The organism is Bacillus sp. MYb78 (assembly GCF_002975115.1).
In the GTDB taxonomy this organism is placed as follows: Bacteria; Bacillota; Bacilli; order Bacillales; family Bacillaceae_G; genus Bacillus_A; species Bacillus_A cereus.
The window spans coordinates 47,769-62,808 of sequence record NZ_PCOB01000013.1 but is presented as its reverse complement, the minus strand read 5'-3'; the positions used below and the strand labels follow the sequence as shown (position 1 = coordinate 62,808).

The following is a 15,040-nucleotide window of genomic DNA, read 5'->3' as shown; positions in this document are numbered from 1 at the left end:
ATCATGGGCGTGTATGAACGACGTGGATTTCAGCGAACATTTTTAAATGATATCTATCATGTGGAAGAACAGTTACAATCCTATGATCCCCACTTGTATCTTATGTGGAATCCTAAAAATGGGGAACATGTCATTATGGATGGACTATTAGATATGTCGATTATGAAAATTCCACAAATCGGATTTGAAGAATTAGATTCTCGTACGATAGACCACATTAAGAGAATCCATACAGTGAACGGATTCTCCGCTGTTCAAACTGTGGAAGATACTGAGAAAAAGAGACAAAAAGAAGAAGAAAGAAAACTGAATGATCTAGCGGAAGATTATGCGAGAGAATCAAAAGAAGCATTTTGGAACGCGCATGCATATGGCCGTGTGGATGGCGTACAAAAATATGTACAGGGTGTAAATGTGGGGGGGAATCATAGTGAATCTGCAAGAACTAATCCTGCAAGTGAACCGGGATGTTGACGACATTTTTGAAAATGGAGATATTCAACATTGGCTCAATCGTGCATTAGATGATATCACCCCGATTGCAAGGATAGAAAAGAAAGCCACTTTAACATATCCATACAAATTACCAAATGACGTACAAGATATAGAACGAGTGATGCAAACGAACAAAGTATTTCCGCGTATACCTGTAGGGGAAGAAAATCAGCAAGGGTATTGGGTGTGGGGAAATGAATTGATGTTACAAGGCGGGAGTCAACAACCTATTGAGGTCTATTATTATAAAAAGTTAAGTCATCTAAAAGGAATGGAAGATGTACCTGAAATTGATAGTCCCTATCACGATTTATTAATTTTATACGCTGTTGGACAACTACAGTTTATGGATGGAGATTATGCGGATAGGCCAGATCGTATGCAGCGATATGAACAACGTAGGCAACAATATGCCGTCTTTCGTGAGAAACGGAAAGTAAAGAGGTCAGGTGTGCGAATGAAGACCATCCACGAGTATAGTGATGCTCCTACCTTCCTTGCGGATTGAAAGGGAGTGATGAGGAGTGAAGGATACTGCTGAATTCAAAGATTTTTCAATGGGATTGAATGATACAGTGTATGCAAATGTAATTGGGGATAAAGAACTAAGTAAAATAGAAAATGCAGTGATTGGTGTGGGGGAAATTCGGAAACGAACAGGTTATAAACAAGTTGCTTATGTAGGAGATAAGATAACAGGTGCCTATACATTTCTCAAGTCGGATGGCACAAATGAGCTATTGATGATGGGTGACCGTTTGAGGAGATGGAATGGGAAGTTCTTTGTTGATATCCCAGGTCCGCCCTCTACTGGTGACAGAGCGAATTTTATCACGATGAAAGACCGAAAAGGAAACCGTGTTGTTTTAGTTGCCAATAATATTTCTCTAAAAGTGTATGCTGAAAATCAATTGTCATCTGTAACAGCATATGTACCTACGGCGGATGAACAAAGAAATCCAGGATTGAATGATATAGGTTCTTTATTTAACTGCAAATACATGGCTTTCTTTGGCGGGCGGTTATTTGTTGTGGGTCATGACATAAAGAATCGGGTTTCATTCTCCCACATCGATCCCAAACTTGGATACGCTGTATATGATTATTTTCCCGCCATTAATTTTTTTGATGTGGCAAGTAATGAAAATGATGAAATCGTAGGGCTGGTAACGTTTCGAAATAGTTTAATTATCTTCTGCCGGCATTCCATATGGGCTTTATATGGAAAAACAACATATGATTATGAATTAGTAAAGATCAATACACCAACGGGCTGTATGGCACCTGAGAGTATTCAAGTAGTTGGAAATCAAATTTTTTATTTGAGTGATACACATGTATATGGATTATTTGCGAATGACTTTAATATGGTAAGTGCACAAATTATAACCAAGCAAATAGAATCGACAATGCGTGCGATCCCACTTACAGAAAAAAATAAAGCTGTTGCAGGTTATTTTGAAGGGAAGTACTATCTATCTTTTCCAAATGGAAAAACACTTGTCTATGATGAATTGCTGGTGTGTTGGACTGTTTATTCGAATATCAAAGCGGATGTATTCGTAAACTATGATGGGAATTTTTATTTTGGAAGCAATAAAAATGCGTATGTCTTTCATCCTGAATATCATGATGATGGAAAGCCGATTCCTTTTCGCATGGAAACCAAGTATTTTGATTTTGGTTTGATGACACAAGACAAAAAGATTCATCGGATATGGTTGCATAGTAATCAACCCAACGGGTATCGGTTAGGAGTGAAATTAGATTTTGAAACCAAGCAGGTAGATGGTACAAGACCAAATGCTGCGAATGTTTCCAATTGGGATGAAGCGATTTGGGACCAGAATACATTTGATAGAATCGAAATGTATATTAATCGCCTACGGGTAAATAATCGAACGAAAAAAATAGGCATGATTATCGAGGACGTAACTCATATACGTCCTTTTGTTGTATACGGCATCGGGGTTCAGTATGAATTGAAAAGAAGAAAGGAGACGTCCTATGGTACAAATTCAAAGAAAATATAATTTTATGCCAGGTACAACCATTTCATCTGGGCAAGTAAATGAAGAATTTACGAATTTAATTAATGCTCATAATGACAATGATGGGATTTTACAAAATTTAAATGAGTATGGGTTCTATAAAAATAACATACGAGTGGGAAAGACAGAGTTTATTCAGATAAGTCGTGGGCAAACGTTGCAGAAACAAATCTTATTTACTCCTGCCTTTTCCCAAATTCCGTTTGTTACAGTGACAGCGGCGAATGGAGATATTGGAACAGGAGACATCGTGGTATATCTTTCACAAGTTACGGTAACTTCTTTTACACTTACTTTGCACAATAAGAATACAACAAGAGATACTTCACTGGCTTTTCATTATATGGCTATTTCAATGGGATGAGGTGAGTTTGTATGACGAATTATCCAGTGTTTACAACGCCAGAACGGCGTAATTTAAGTATGCAAGATGCACGCTTACAAGCGAATGACGAGCTGGGTTCTTTATATGAAAGAGCATTGCAAAACATGCAAACGAGTGTAGCGGATAGTCAAACGCAAGCAGCAGAACAAGCAGCTGCAAGAGGGATGGGAAGCTCGGGTTTATCACAAGATGCGATGAATAAAATCGCGATTGCAGGTTTATCACAAAGAGGAAATTTAGAGGCAGAGCGTACACAAAAAATTGCTTCTTTAGCTCGCCAACTGATGGAACGTGACCAAGACCTTGGTTTCCGTGAACGCCAACAGGCGTTTCAGGAATGGAGTGGAGAACAAGGAATGAAGATGGATCAAGACCGTTTTGCCTATCAACAGAAAAATGATTTACGAAACCATAATTTTGATAAAGAGCGCTTCAATTATCAACAGAAAAATGACACATTAAATCGTGATTTAGAGCGTGATAAGTTTGATTATACGAAAGACAAAGATTGGAGAGATTATCAATTTGATAACAAACGATTTGACCATCAAGTGAAAAATGATGATCGAAATTATGGTTTGGATAGGGATCGCTTTAACCATACGGTTCGAAATGATGATAGAAACTATGATTTGGATATCAATCGTTTCAACCACACCGTGAAAAATGATGATCGAAATTATGATTTAGACCAACAGCGTTTTAATTATACGATTTTTAATGATGGTAGAAACTATAGTCTTGATAAAAATAGATTTAACTATCAAATGAAAAATGATGATCGAAATTATAATTTAGACCTGAATCGTTTTAATTATGGAAAGGAAAAAGACTTGCGTGATTATAACTTAGATGTGAGCCGATTTAATCACTCCGTAAATAATGATAATCGGAATTACAATCTCGATTTGAGTCGTTTTAATTATGGGAAACAAAAAGATACACGTGATTATAACTATCAAGTAAGTCGGGACAGTGTATCGGATAACCGTTGGCAGCAAGATTATAATTACCGGGCCGGTCGCGACAGTGTATCCGACAATCGTTGGCAACAAGAATTCAATTATCGTTCTGGGAGAGATGGTGTATCTGATAGCCATTGGCAACAGGAGTATAACTTAAAAAAGCAAGCAGCCGCCTCTAGAAATAGTGGTGGAGGTGGCGGCTCGCGAGGAACGTCAAGTAGTGGAAGTTCTTCAAGCAGTTCACCAAGTGTAAGCTCAAAATCTTCATTGAATGGTTATACACGCGATCAAATTAATTGGTACAGTAACCCAAATAATGCCCCGTATGCATATGGACAAAAGAAGGAAGAAGTAAAGAAAGCACCATCTTATGTGGAGTCGCTGTTATTGAGGAAACCATGGGAGTCTTCTTCTTTGTTGAAACAGTTTGGGCCGAAAGGATTTTGGTAAGGAGTGTGAAGTATGCCTCGTAAAAAGAAAAGTGACATAGAAAGAGAACAAGCTTCTTCTATGGTGAAGGATTGGGAAAAAGACAATGGTGGTCTAGATGATAATCAGCGTGCTACGCTTCAACGCATGATTGAACTCAATTCAAATACAGCTCAGCAAGATGTTCGTCGTGTGGATTATTATAGTGGGAATCAAGATAAATATGAAAGAAGTACGCAACCCATTCAAGTTCGGAATGAAAATACAGGTAGTCTTGTAAAAAAGAAAAAAGAAATCTTCGCATTGAAAAATGGTGAGGAAGATGAACCAGTAGAGAATGTGTATCAAAATCTTGAATTTGATAAGAACAATGAGGATCATAGAAAACCACCAGAGAGAAATCCATTTTTAGATCAAATAAAAGCAGCTAACAGTATTTCACAATCCATATCCACAGACTGGATGAAACAACAAGAAGAAGCTAGTCGTACCAATCGTATGATGGGTACGATTGATCGTATCGCGAAACAGTCACCTCCTCAGGAAGGGGGTTTTTTTGGTGACTTGAAATTTGCCGCGCAAAAGTTTGGTGAAATGATTAAACCACCAGAAGGTAAAACTCGTCAGCAAGTTTGGGATGAGTACATGAAAGATGGCGGGAAAAGTGAAGCCACAAAAGAGGTAAATCGCTTTGCGAATCGTACTATGGATTCTACGTTACTCAATGCGCCAAGTGCGGCCATGAAAAAAGTACGAGGACAGGATGCGGTAGATTGGCAAGATCATCGTGAAGGTGTGGGAGAAAATGTCGCTGACTTTGTATCAACGGGGATTGGCTATGTACTTCCTGGTGCAGGCGCTGCGAACGTAGCGGGGAAACTGGGAATGGCTGCGAAGGTGGGAGAAAATACTTCTAAACTTGGCAAGATAGGGCAATTTGCCAAAGAAGGCGCAGTAACAGGTGCTCTGATTGCAGGTGCAGAAACACCAGCCAAAGCATATGTGAATCCGGAACAGACGGTAGAAGACCATTTAAAACGGATTGGCGTAGAGACCGCAGCAGGGGCAGCTATTACGCCGCTTGCCCACGGTTTGATGAATGCGGTGCAAAATTTGCGTAAGACGAAGGGGCATACTTCTAACGTATCGGATGATGTCATTCAGCAGGAAAGACATCAAAGGGAATTAACCAATCAAGCTGTGGAAGAACAAGCATTACAAAATACGCGTATCAAAAACGAACCGGAATCTTTACCGATTCAATCTGAATTAGAATCCGCAACATCGCTAGAACAAGCAATAGAAAGTGTGGCCAAACAGAAAAAGAAAGCTTCTTCAAATGGAGAACTCCCTGATGACGTACAAGCGATGCGCAATGCACCACCGGTCATTCAATCCGCTATGGCGCCAGATGGGCGGACCATTACGCAGAAAAAGTTAATGGATAGTTTCCGTGATAACGTAGGCATCACGCTTCGTACAGGGCGCATGGGAGTCGGCGACGATGCGGTTTCGGGTATTTATAAGAATAGTCCCGAAGTCATTCGTACGCGCGATTATGGGGACTTAGAAACGTTAGCGCATGAAACGGGTCATCATTTGGATAAGAAATTTGGATTGAATGACCCAAAATTTGATGACGAATTAATGAAACTTGGTTCCCACACATCCGGTCAAAATTATACGCCTGAACAAATTCGTCAAGAAGGTATGGCGGAATTTATGCGCCGATACTTATTAAATCCAGCCATGGCAGAACAAGAAGCGCCTGCATTTATGAAGCATTTTCAAAATACCATTCCGGAAGATGTACAAAAGGGATTGAAAAAAGTACAAGAAGATGCGCAAATATGGGCGAATCAAGGGGATGAAGCGCGTTTCCGCGGAAAAATTAATGTAAATGAAAAACCTAAGGGTCTTGAGCGTGTGAAGCAAGTACTGCAAAAACTACCAAAAACGAAAGAGGAGTTCTATACAGATGTAATGGATAGACTTTATCCGATTTCTAAAGCAGAGAAAGAAATACTTGGTGGAGAATTGGCGGATGCGTCTGTTTCTCCTTATAAGAAGGCAAGACTTGCAGCGGGAACGCCTAAAAAGGCGCAAATGAAGGTAGAAGAGTTCCGTAATATCTTTGGAGATTCAAAGGTTGATATGGCAGATATACGGGATTATGTGACCGCTACACATGCAAGAGACTTAGAAAAACAAGGCATTAAAACTGGGTTTACTCCGGACGAGATAGAGAAAACAATTGCGAAGTTTGATAATCCTGAAATACAAGCGGCACACCAAAAGATTAAAGCCTACAATGACTCTTTGCTAGATATGTTGGTTGAAGGGCAAATGTTATCTAAAGACGCTGTTACTGCCATGCGTGAAAAACACCCAAACTACATGCCATTCAATCGTTATTTTGATGAAGAAGGCATAGGTGAAGGTTTCGGCGGAGGAAAAGGATTTGTAGATTTAACCAATCCTGTTAAGCGTATAGAGGGTTCGAGCCGAAATGTCATTGATCCATTTGAAAGCATTGTGAAAAATACCTTTAAGTCTATGCAAGCAATAGAACGGAATAAAGTTGGCCTAGCTCTAGCAGATTTAGCGGAAAACGAAGGCGCAGGGAAATGGATTGAAAAGCTTGCAGGTGATGGGAAAGAGTCGGTAGCGAAAGAGAACATTGTAACTGTTTTTCGAAATGGAGAGAAACAGCAATATCAATTAGCACCGGAATTGTATCGTGCAGTGAAAGCAATGGACAAGGAAGTTACAAATAAATTTGTATTGGCCGCTGGGAAACCGAGTGATTGGTTACGAGCAGGTGCAACTCTAACACCTGAATTTGCATTACGGAATCCAATACGTGACCAGTTTGCATCTTATGTGGTAAGTGATACAGGTTATAATCCTTTCGACTTTGTAAAGGGACTTAAAGAAGTTGGGAAGAAAAAGTTCGGGAAAGGTTCAGAGGTGTATGATGACTGGGTAAATCAGGGCGGTGCATATGGTGGATATTTATCTGCCGATCGTGACTTGTTGAAAGAACAGTTATCAGGATTAGAAAAACAAGAATCTGGACTTCCAAAAGCGATAAAGGCTATTACAGCTCCTGTTAATCCTAAAAATTGGCTGAAAGTACTACAGAATATCTCCGAAGTATCGGAAGAAGCAACAAAAGTCGGAGCTTATAATAAAGGATTGAAAAAAGGATTAACGCCTGAGGAAGCTGCGTATCAAGCGCGCGATTTAATGGATTTCAACCGTATGGGGAATTCCATGCAATCTGCCAATCGAATATTTACGTTCTTAAATGCAAACGTACAAGGAAAAGACAAATTAATTCGTGCGATGAAGGAACATCCAGTTCGAACAAGTGCCCGTATTGCAGGTTCAACCCTACCACCAAGTGCACTAGCCATCGCAAGTTATGCAAGTGCAAATGATAAACAAAAAGAAATGATGGATAATATGCCGCAACAAGAGAAGGACACGTATTGGTCATATGCCATTCCTGGTACTGATAAAGTGGGACGGATTCCTAAGCCTTTCGATATTTCATTACTAGCTAATACAGTAGAAAGAGCAAATAAATATAGAGAGGGAGATCAGTATGCGTTTGATGGATTTGATAAAACTGTAAATGATGCGGTGAAAGTACCGTGGATACCGACTACGTTACAACCAATTGTCGAGAATATGGCAAACTATAGCTTTTTTAGGGATGGTCCAATTGTTCCAAAGCGTGATGAGAAAAATTCACCGAAAGAGCAATACGGTCCGAATACGAGCTTAACAGCTCGTGAAATGGCAAGTGCATTAGATAAGATTGGAATTGAAGCTTCTCCATACAAAATTGATAATTTATATAAAGGATATACGGCTGGATTAGGTCAGTTTCCATTGAAAGGATTAGATAGTGCGATTTCATTAATATCTAATAAAGATGTACCTACACCAATTGCACAAGAATGGAATGAATCGACACCAGGTGCGAAAGCGTTCTTTGTAAATGGACAAGGTGGTGGGCAGGTCATGGAAGATTACTATAATATCATGGATGAACAACAAGCGATTCAAGCGGATAGTAAAAAGAATGAAGAAGATGCATCAAATGCCGAAGAAATGAAAGCATTTAATAGAATTGATAGAGAGATGGCTAAGTTACGTAAAGAATATTATGTTGTAAAATCGGATACCGAGATGAATCCAGAAGTAAAACGAAGTGAATTAGATCGTTTGGATGAAGAAATGCGTACACTTGCCCGAGAAGGAATTACAATATTTAGACCTGATTATAAGTAAGAGCTCCTAAAAGGGCTCTTTTTCTATTGCCATGACAAGGGGATGAGAACAATGGAAGAACAAATCTTCAATTCCATGATTCAACAGGGAGCATTCGCAGCGTTATTCGTGTGGATGCTTTTTACTACGCAAAAAAAGAATGAACAGCGTGAAGAACAATATCAGAAAGTCATTGAAAAGAATCAGGACGTTATCACAAAACAAGCAGAAGCTTTTGGGGATTTATCAAAAGATGTTTCTGAAATTAAACAAAAAATCTTAGGAAGTGGAGATGTTCAATGATGGAAATCAGAAAAAACTTAGTTGACCCAAGTAAATATGGTACAAAGTGTCCGTATACAATGAATCCTGAGTTTATCACAGTTCACAATACGTATAATGACGCACCAGCGGAAAATGAAATCGCGTATATGATTCGAAATAATAATGAAGTGTCCTTCCACATCGCAGTAGATGATAAGGAAGCGGTACAAGGAATTCTTTTAGAGCGTAACGCTTGGCATTGTGGTGATGGTGGAGGTAACGGAAATCGTAAATCTATCGGGGTGGAAATTTGCTACTCTTTAAGTGGTGGAGATAGATATTATAAGGCGGAAAATAATGCGGCTATTATTGTGGCTCAATTGATGAGACAATATAACATTCCGATCAGTAAAGTTCGTACACACCAATCGTGGAGCGGAAAGTATTGTCCACATCGTATGTTAGCAGAAGGACGTTGGAATTCCTTTATAGAAAGGGTGCAAAAAACATATGACGGTGGTGGGAATACAACTCCATCCACACAACCTGCCAACAATGGTGTAGGTGTCGTTACGATTACAGCGGATGTATTACGCGTTCGTACAGGACCAGGAACGAATTACGACATTGTGAAAAAGGTGTACCGCGGAGAACGCTATCAATCTTGGGGCATTCAAAATGGATGGTATAACGTTGGGGGAGACCAATGGGTGTCAGGGGAGTATGTGAGGTTTGAGGGGTAGGGTGTAACGGTTTTATAGAGTATGCATACTATGTAACTGCGAATGAAGCCTGTGTGTATGTGAAGTAAAGGAAAAAGGACATCGCTCAAATTAGAACGATGTCCTTTAGTAAGTTTAAATAATTATTTATTCAACTACTTTTTCAATAGTAGGCATAATAGCAATTGGTGGAATAGAGTAAGTCCATGCTTTTGCAAATACATTTAACTTTTCGCCTAATGCGTAATTATCACCAGAAGAAATAGGAACTCTTAAGATTTTATTCTGAGAAGCTAATTCCCACCAATTATTTTGGTAAGAAAGTGCTTCTTCTTTTGTAGAAGTGTTAGCAACAACTAAATAATGACTATCCACTGAAATAACATACCCAGTGAACGATAGTTGTTCTTGGTTCTGTATAGAAGAAATCGGTGTATTAGTTGTGGAAACTTCATTAGAATCCGCAAAAGCTGGTGTAATACTGAAAGAGAATCCACATCCTAATGCTAAAGTAGTTGCGACAGTTACTAGTTTTTTTGTAAACATAATAAATTATCCCCTTTGTAATGAATTTATTCGTACGTATCAATAGTACTCTGTTGATTAAGAAAAAACTTAATAATTTCCTATATTTAACAGAAAATTCGCATTTAGAATGTAAGTGTGCATATTCGGTAGTTTTTGTGGGTGAATTATGTTACAGGTGAAAAACAAAGTGATAGTAAATTTTCTAAATCTAAAAAGACACCTTCCCCAGTTGAAGGCGTCCAAAATGTGGTGATTCTCTAGATGCATAAATAGTATATCCGTTAACAATGCAAAGTAGAACTCGTTATTGACTGTTAGATTAAAATATGGTATATTCTAACTATTCCATTTTATAATTGAGTGGTTAACCTGCAAAGAGCCGTTTCCTTTTGGGAGACGGCTTTTTTGCGTTTACATCCAGAAATTTATACAAAAGAATAGTTTTATTAAAATGAATAATAAAAACCAGAGCATTCTTTAGGAGTGCTCTGGTTACATAGGATGCTTATTATAAAAGAGGAACGTGTTAATTTATTTTATGTAGTAAAATGTTAAAATATGAGAAAAAGCACTCCAGGGTGGTGAGACCGGAATGCTTTTTCTGTATAGATTGGCATGTTGTATGACATAGCCGGAGCAATTTATTATATGCTTCTAAAGTGCTTAACATGCTTTTGAAAAATACACTTTATTCAAAATAGAATCAGCTATTGACTAATAATTTTTGTTATATTATATTTTATATTCAACCATTCTTAACTGAAATAGTTAACCTAAAAGTCCGTTTCCTTTCGTGGAGGCGGACTTTTTTGCGTTTACATATCCCAAAAATCATCAGCTCTTATTTTAGGATCAAATTCTCGAAGTACTTTTAATATTTTCTTCATGGTTTTTTGTGTAGGATATCTATTAGGATTATTAGCTAGTTCTCCAATTGTATTTCTTCCTAAATCCGATTTTCGTATAAGCCATTCTTGTTCGATTTCATGTTTGTCCAAGAATTTTCCTAGTTTTGTACGTTTTTTACCAAGACCCCACATGTTTTCACCTCATTAATTAATTTATTATATACAGTCATGTCCAATTTTCACTAAAAATAAAACCCCAAAAATGGTGAATATTGTCCAAGCTCTCCACAATATGATGTATCAAGGTAGTTACCACGGCAAGAAGAAACTCAGTTATCAAAGTAGCTATCAAGGTAGGAATAGGTAATTTTACCGAGGTAGTTATCAAGGTAAGATTTAGATTTCTACCACAGTAACTACCATGGTTCCTATCAAGGTAACTCTACCACGGTAATGAGTGTGTGAAGCGTTATTTTATCTGGGTTTTATATTCTGTTTATAGAGGGGCGAAAGAAATGAACATCAAGATGGCATTATCAGAAGAAACTTGTGAGTATTGTAAATGTCTGCTATCCGATTGGTTGTTTTGGAGATGGAATGGAAAGAAGTATTGTTCAGAGTCTTGTGCGGAATACGATAAGAAATAAATGACGGGGAGTAGATTCTATGTTTACAAGAAAGCAAGTTATTCCTTTTCGGGATTTTATGGATGGATCATACAAAATGAAAGAGCAGAAAATACAAAGATATCATTCATTAAGTCCGTTAGCATTTGTTCATATGTCGGATTCTATTTTAAATACGTATCTGGCATTAGGGATAATGGGAACGGCTTTAATTGGGGCAGTCATGTTAGAAAGATATCTTGTACGAAATGATTATGTATCAGCGGCTAAATTATTATCCAATGGGATTCATTATGGCGTAAAAATTGGTGGAGTGGGATTCATTACCTATGTATTTGTTCGAATTGTAATTATGTTCTAGGAGGCTTGTCATGGGAATCATAAAAGAATGGCTTCATAAGAGGTCTTTAAAACACCAGATTATTGAGGTGTTCCAAAAGGCAGGTTTATATACGGAACATCAAACACGTGGAGGGAAAATCCCAATTTATCCAAAGGTTCATGCTGTTTTTTCTTCAAACGAAAGCGTGAAATATGTATTTACTATCCCCAACGGATTAGATCCAAAGACAATTGAAAAGAAATGGTTTTGCTTTCAACAAATATTTGGACGGAATGTAGCAATTGAGGGAGATATTAAAAAGTTTGTGCTCAATGTATTTCATTCTGATGGTGGTTTGAAACAATACAACTACAGTTATAAGCAATGGCAACCATTCATAAAAGAATGCCGTCTTCCTGTTATAGTAGGGCGTGACCAGTTTGGAAACATGCTTGTTTATGATATGGTAAACCCCAATACACCCCATTTACTAATTGCAGGAGAAACAGGTAGCGGAAAAAGTAGTATGGTACGTGTTGTACTTTCTACACTCATTCAATACATGCCTCCTGATAAATTATATTTGTACCTAGGCGACTTGAAAAACTCTGAATTTCATTTCTTGCGTAGAGTAAAACATGTGAAAGAAGTGTGCATGGAAGAAATCGAAATGAAAGTCATGCTTCATAAGGTTTGGAATGAAATCAGGGAACGCAGAAAGCTCATGGAAGAATATGAAGTGGATCACATTGATGAGTACAACAAATTAAATCCTGATAAACAGAAACCTTATATTTTGTTAGCTATCGATGAAGTAGCGATGCTACAAGATGAAAAAGAATGTATGACGACAATAGAAAAAATATCGGCAGTTGGTCGGGCGCTAGGTGTATTCCTTATGCTATCCATGCAAAGACCAGATGCAAAGGTGTTAGATGGTAAGTTAAAGCTAAATATGACGGTTAGAATGGGCTTTAAATGCGATAACACAATTAATAGTAATATAATGGGCACACCTGGATCAGAACAATTAGAGCAATCTGGCCAAATGATTTTAAAGTTAAATGGATTAAAGAAAGTGCAAGCTCCTTATTTAGAACTTAATAAAGCAAAGCAAATAGTTGAACCTTACCGTTTACTCAAAGAAGATATAACGCTTCAGAATTCGCTACAACAAGAACTTCCTTTGTTTGGAGTGTTGGAACATGAAGAGTAGAGATAAAGCGATTATAAAAGACTTATGTCGCTTTAGATGCCTATCACGAGATGATATTATCGATTTGCATTTCCAAGGACTCAAGAAAGCTGTGACCAGTTGCAATACGGTTATGAAACGATTAAGGCGAGATGGGAGCGTGGACGTAAATTTGTTACAGAAACCATATATCTACTTTCCACAACCGAGTCCGATTCGAAAAACAAGTCAAAAGATTCCGCACTTCCTTGCTATTGTGAATGTATATAAGCAACTTCTTCAGTACGAAAAGCCTAAATTGTTTAAAGTCGAGCCCAAGTATGGTAAAGCATATATGGAGCCAGACATATTTACAATTTGGCGACAATCTCCATTTTTCATAGAAGTGCAGAATTCGGTATACAGTAAGAAAGTAATGCAAGAGAAATTAAACCGATATGAATTTTACTTTCATAGTTTGGAATGGCAGCAAGAACTATGGCAACCCAAGAAATCGAAATACTTCCCTTCTCTTCTGGTAATTACCGATAGCCAGTATGACATCTCCTCTTCAAATTTTCGCATATTTCAAGCTAAATCCATTCACGATTTCATGAATCAAATGGTTGTTAAGACATAACAAGTTAACCATCAATAAATTCTTTGAAAAAAGCTAGTCCAGTATATTTATTTGCCTTACGACTTGCAAGGTTATGTATCTCTCTAAAGCTATCAATGTAGTTATAGACGATTCTTTTGAACGTTCGAGTAAAGTATCCAATAGGATTTTTCATCGATTTTCCATTATGCTCGTACTTATGTGTTTTAAAGTACAAAACAGAAGAAGCATTTGCAAGAAGGTTGTGAAATACATCTGTATCTGCTAATAAATTAAATTGTTTTGCAGCCTTCTTTGCAATGTTTCTGGCATTTTTGAAAGACTCATTAATCACATTGGGTGAAAAAGCAGTTTGTAATTCCATACGCATAGATTGTGGCACACGATAATCGATGAAGTCTAAATCATGTTGAAAAGATTGCGAAACTTCCTCTTTACGTTTATTTATATCTTTTATCTTTTGTTTTAAGGTTTTTGTAGTTGTTTTCTTGGTGTGACAAATTTCCACAGTTTTAGTAGGGGCTTCTGTGACAAGTTGTTCTTTCGTAATAATTGGCTGAATAATGATTATATTACTAGTTTGTCTCATGTCACTCTTACGTTTCATTTCCAGTTGCTTAATAATACCAAGTGATTCTAAGTGGTGGCATGCACGAATAACTGTTCTACGGCTAATATCAAGGTCTTCAGCAATGTGTTTTTTCGTTCTGAAAGATACACCAAGGAATTTAGAAGAATAGTTGTGCAATTTATTTAATACAGCTAATTGGTTTTTATTTAATTGATCAGCAAATTGCCTCTTATATGCGCGTACAGTGTCATTTAATTCCTTGAGAGTTTGAAAAGATACTAAGTTTTCGTATGTTTCTATGCTAGCAAGAATAGTAATTGCTTGTTTCTTTTTCATAAGGGCTCGTCTCCTTTGAAAATAAAAAAGCAACAGTATGCCACAAAAATGTAAGCAAACTGTTGCGGAAGAACCCTTACGTACGGTAAAATAAAGTACATAAAGAGTTACAGCAAGTGTTTGCCTAGGTGATTTAGGCGGACGGTATAAGGGGTGTTGACGCACCTTTTATACACGCTGTGCTCTTTTATTTTTTTATTAGTTTAATTTTGATTTTTTCGGTAACGAATATGGTCACAAATCAACAGAAAAGTGTTGCCATTTACATTTTTCGATATAGCGACAAACTGCTTAATATAGCTGTTTTGTGCTCTTTTTGGAAATTAAAGTTTTGTATATTAATGATTACTCTGATCATTATCCAGTAGAGGCGACTATTTCTATGAAGTAGTTTCAAAAAGTTTCTTCGTAAAGAAGAAACTTT

General features: G+C 37.5%; 15 protein-coding genes. 12 read left to right on the top strand and 3 right to left on the bottom strand.

What is annotated here, in order from left to right; all coding sequences use genetic code 11:
• The first annotated feature begins 3 nt into the window (after positions 1–3).
• Genes CQ064_RS21795 through CQ064_RS21760 form a run of 8 tightly spaced genes read left to right on the top strand, consistent with a single transcriptional unit; the run spans position 4 to position 9,613 of the window.
• Positions 4–474 (top strand): hypothetical protein, encoded by a 471-nt coding sequence (locus CQ064_RS21795; protein WP_000539502.1) that lies wholly within the window; start codon positions 4–6, stop codon positions 472–474.
• Positions 431–1,003, top strand: a complete 573-nt coding sequence (locus CQ064_RS21790) for a phage adaptor protein (RefSeq protein WP_001053142.1) — start codon at positions 431–433, stop codon at positions 1,001–1,003. The genes CQ064_RS21795 and CQ064_RS21790 overlap by 44 nt, the downstream gene beginning before the upstream one ends.
• Before the next feature lie 16 nt (positions 1,004–1,019).
• Positions 1,020–2,528, top strand: coding sequence for a hypothetical protein (locus tag CQ064_RS21785; RefSeq protein ID WP_000655417.1), 1,509 nt, complete (start codon positions 1,020–1,022; stop codon positions 2,526–2,528).
• Positions 2,503–2,910, top strand: coding sequence for an H-type lectin domain-containing protein (locus CQ064_RS21780; RefSeq protein ID WP_000250065.1), 408 nt, complete (start codon positions 2,503–2,505; stop codon positions 2,908–2,910). Before CQ064_RS21785 ends, CQ064_RS21780 begins: the two co-directional genes overlap by 26 nt.
• Positions 2,911–2,921: 11 nt before the next feature.
• Positions 2,922–4,346: a hypothetical protein gene (locus CQ064_RS21775; protein WP_000186342.1), complete on the top strand. Its 1,425-nt coding sequence runs from the start codon at positions 2,922–2,924 to the stop codon at positions 4,344–4,346.
• A 12-nt stretch (positions 4,347–4,358) separates the two neighbouring features.
• Positions 4,359–8,627, top strand: a complete 4,269-nt coding sequence (locus CQ064_RS21770) for an LPD38 domain-containing protein (RefSeq protein ID WP_001137510.1) — start codon at positions 4,359–4,361, stop codon at positions 8,625–8,627.
• A 51-nt stretch (positions 8,628–8,678) separates the two neighbouring features.
• Positions 8,679–8,909 carry a BhlA/UviB family holin-like peptide gene (locus CQ064_RS21765; RefSeq protein ID WP_000392441.1) on the top strand — a complete coding sequence of 77 codons (231 nt, stop codon included), beginning with the start codon at positions 8,679–8,681 and terminating at the stop codon, positions 8,907–8,909.
• Positions 8,909–9,613, top strand: coding sequence for an N-acetylmuramoyl-L-alanine amidase (locus tag CQ064_RS21760; protein WP_003269494.1), 705 nt, complete (start codon positions 8,909–8,911; stop codon positions 9,611–9,613). The genes CQ064_RS21765 and CQ064_RS21760 overlap by 1 nt, the downstream gene beginning before the upstream one ends.
• A gap of 126 nt (positions 9,614–9,739) precedes the next feature.
• Here the strand turns inward: CQ064_RS21760 and CQ064_RS21755 are convergent, their stop codons facing one another.
• Together CQ064_RS21755 and CQ064_RS21750 are read right to left on the bottom strand one after the other, a co-directional pair.
• Complete coding sequence (locus CQ064_RS21755) at positions 9,740–10,138, bottom strand: DUF3221 domain-containing protein (protein WP_000494384.1); 399 nt, start codon at positions 10,136–10,138, stop codon at positions 9,740–9,742.
• 797 nt (positions 10,139–10,935) lie between these two features.
• Positions 10,936–11,160, bottom strand: coding sequence for a hypothetical protein (locus CQ064_RS21750; RefSeq protein WP_000264500.1), 225 nt, complete (start codon positions 11,158–11,160; stop codon positions 10,936–10,938).
• 323 nt (positions 11,161–11,483) lie between these two features.
• Between CQ064_RS21750 and CQ064_RS33175 the strand changes: the two genes are divergently transcribed.
• Genes CQ064_RS33175 through CQ064_RS21735 form a run of 4 tightly spaced genes read left to right on the top strand, consistent with a single transcriptional unit; the run spans position 11,484 to position 13,730 of the window.
• Positions 11,484–11,615, top strand: a complete 132-nt coding sequence (locus CQ064_RS33175; RefSeq protein WP_127057661.1) for a hypothetical protein — start codon at positions 11,484–11,486, stop codon at positions 11,613–11,615.
• A 19-nt stretch (positions 11,616–11,634) separates the two neighbouring features.
• Complete coding sequence (locus CQ064_RS21745) at positions 11,635–11,955, top strand: hypothetical protein (protein ID WP_000495115.1); 321 nt, start codon at positions 11,635–11,637, stop codon at positions 11,953–11,955.
• Between the two features lie 10 nt (positions 11,956–11,965).
• Positions 11,966–13,132, top strand: a complete 1,167-nt coding sequence (locus tag CQ064_RS21740) for an FtsK/SpoIIIE domain-containing protein (protein WP_000511372.1) — start codon at positions 11,966–11,968, stop codon at positions 13,130–13,132.
• Positions 13,122–13,730: a replication-relaxation family protein gene (locus CQ064_RS21735; protein WP_000842170.1), complete on the top strand. Its 609-nt coding sequence runs from the start codon at positions 13,122–13,124 to the stop codon at positions 13,728–13,730. Before CQ064_RS21740 ends, CQ064_RS21735 begins: the two co-directional genes overlap by 11 nt.
• Before the next feature lie 4 nt (positions 13,731–13,734).
• On the opposite strand, the gene CQ064_RS21730 is transcribed toward CQ064_RS21735, so the two are convergent.
• The gene (locus CQ064_RS21730) at positions 13,735–14,616 is read right to left on the bottom strand and encodes a helix-turn-helix domain-containing protein (RefSeq protein WP_000730126.1); all 882 of its coding nucleotides are present in this window, start codon (positions 14,614–14,616) and stop codon (positions 13,735–13,737) included.
• Between the last annotated feature and the right edge of the window lie 424 nt (positions 14,617–15,040).

Excerpts from the sequence above, each read along its gene's own strand:
- CQ064_RS21795 (WP_000539502.1), top strand. The coding sequence starts at position 4 with ATGGGCGTGTATGAACGACGTGGATTTCAGCGAACATTTTTAAATGAT.
- CQ064_RS21780 (WP_000250065.1), top strand. The coding sequence starts at position 2,503 with ATGGTACAAATTCAAAGAAAATATAATTTTATGCCAGGTACAACCATT.
- CQ064_RS21775 (WP_000186342.1), top strand. The coding sequence starts at position 2,922 with ATGACGAATTATCCAGTGTTTACAACGCCAGAACGGCGTAATTTAAGT.
- CQ064_RS21770 (WP_001137510.1), top strand. The coding sequence starts at position 4,359 with ATGCCTCGTAAAAAGAAAAGTGACATAGAAAGAGAACAAGCTTCTTCT.
- CQ064_RS21765 (WP_000392441.1), top strand. The coding sequence starts at position 8,679 with ATGGAAGAACAAATCTTCAATTCCATGATTCAACAGGGAGCATTCGCA.
- CQ064_RS21760 (WP_003269494.1), top strand. The coding sequence starts at position 8,909 with ATGGAAATCAGAAAAAACTTAGTTGACCCAAGTAAATATGGTACAAAG.
- CQ064_RS21755 (WP_000494384.1), bottom strand. The coding sequence starts at position 10,138 with ATGTTTACAAAAAAACTAGTAACTGTCGCAACTACTTTAGCATTAGGA.
- CQ064_RS21750 (WP_000264500.1), bottom strand. The coding sequence starts at position 11,160 with ATGTGGGGTCTTGGTAAAAAACGTACAAAACTAGGAAAATTCTTGGAC.
- CQ064_RS33175 (WP_127057661.1), top strand. The coding sequence starts at position 11,484 with ATGAACATCAAGATGGCATTATCAGAAGAAACTTGTGAGTATTGTAAA.
- CQ064_RS21745 (WP_000495115.1), top strand. The coding sequence starts at position 11,635 with ATGTTTACAAGAAAGCAAGTTATTCCTTTTCGGGATTTTATGGATGGA.
- CQ064_RS21740 (WP_000511372.1), top strand. The coding sequence starts at position 11,966 with ATGGGAATCATAAAAGAATGGCTTCATAAGAGGTCTTTAAAACACCAG.
- CQ064_RS21735 (WP_000842170.1), top strand. The coding sequence starts at position 13,122 with ATGAAGAGTAGAGATAAAGCGATTATAAAAGACTTATGTCGCTTTAGA.
- CQ064_RS21730 (WP_000730126.1), bottom strand. The coding sequence starts at position 14,616 with ATGAAAAAGAAACAAGCAATTACTATTCTTGCTAGCATAGAAACATAC.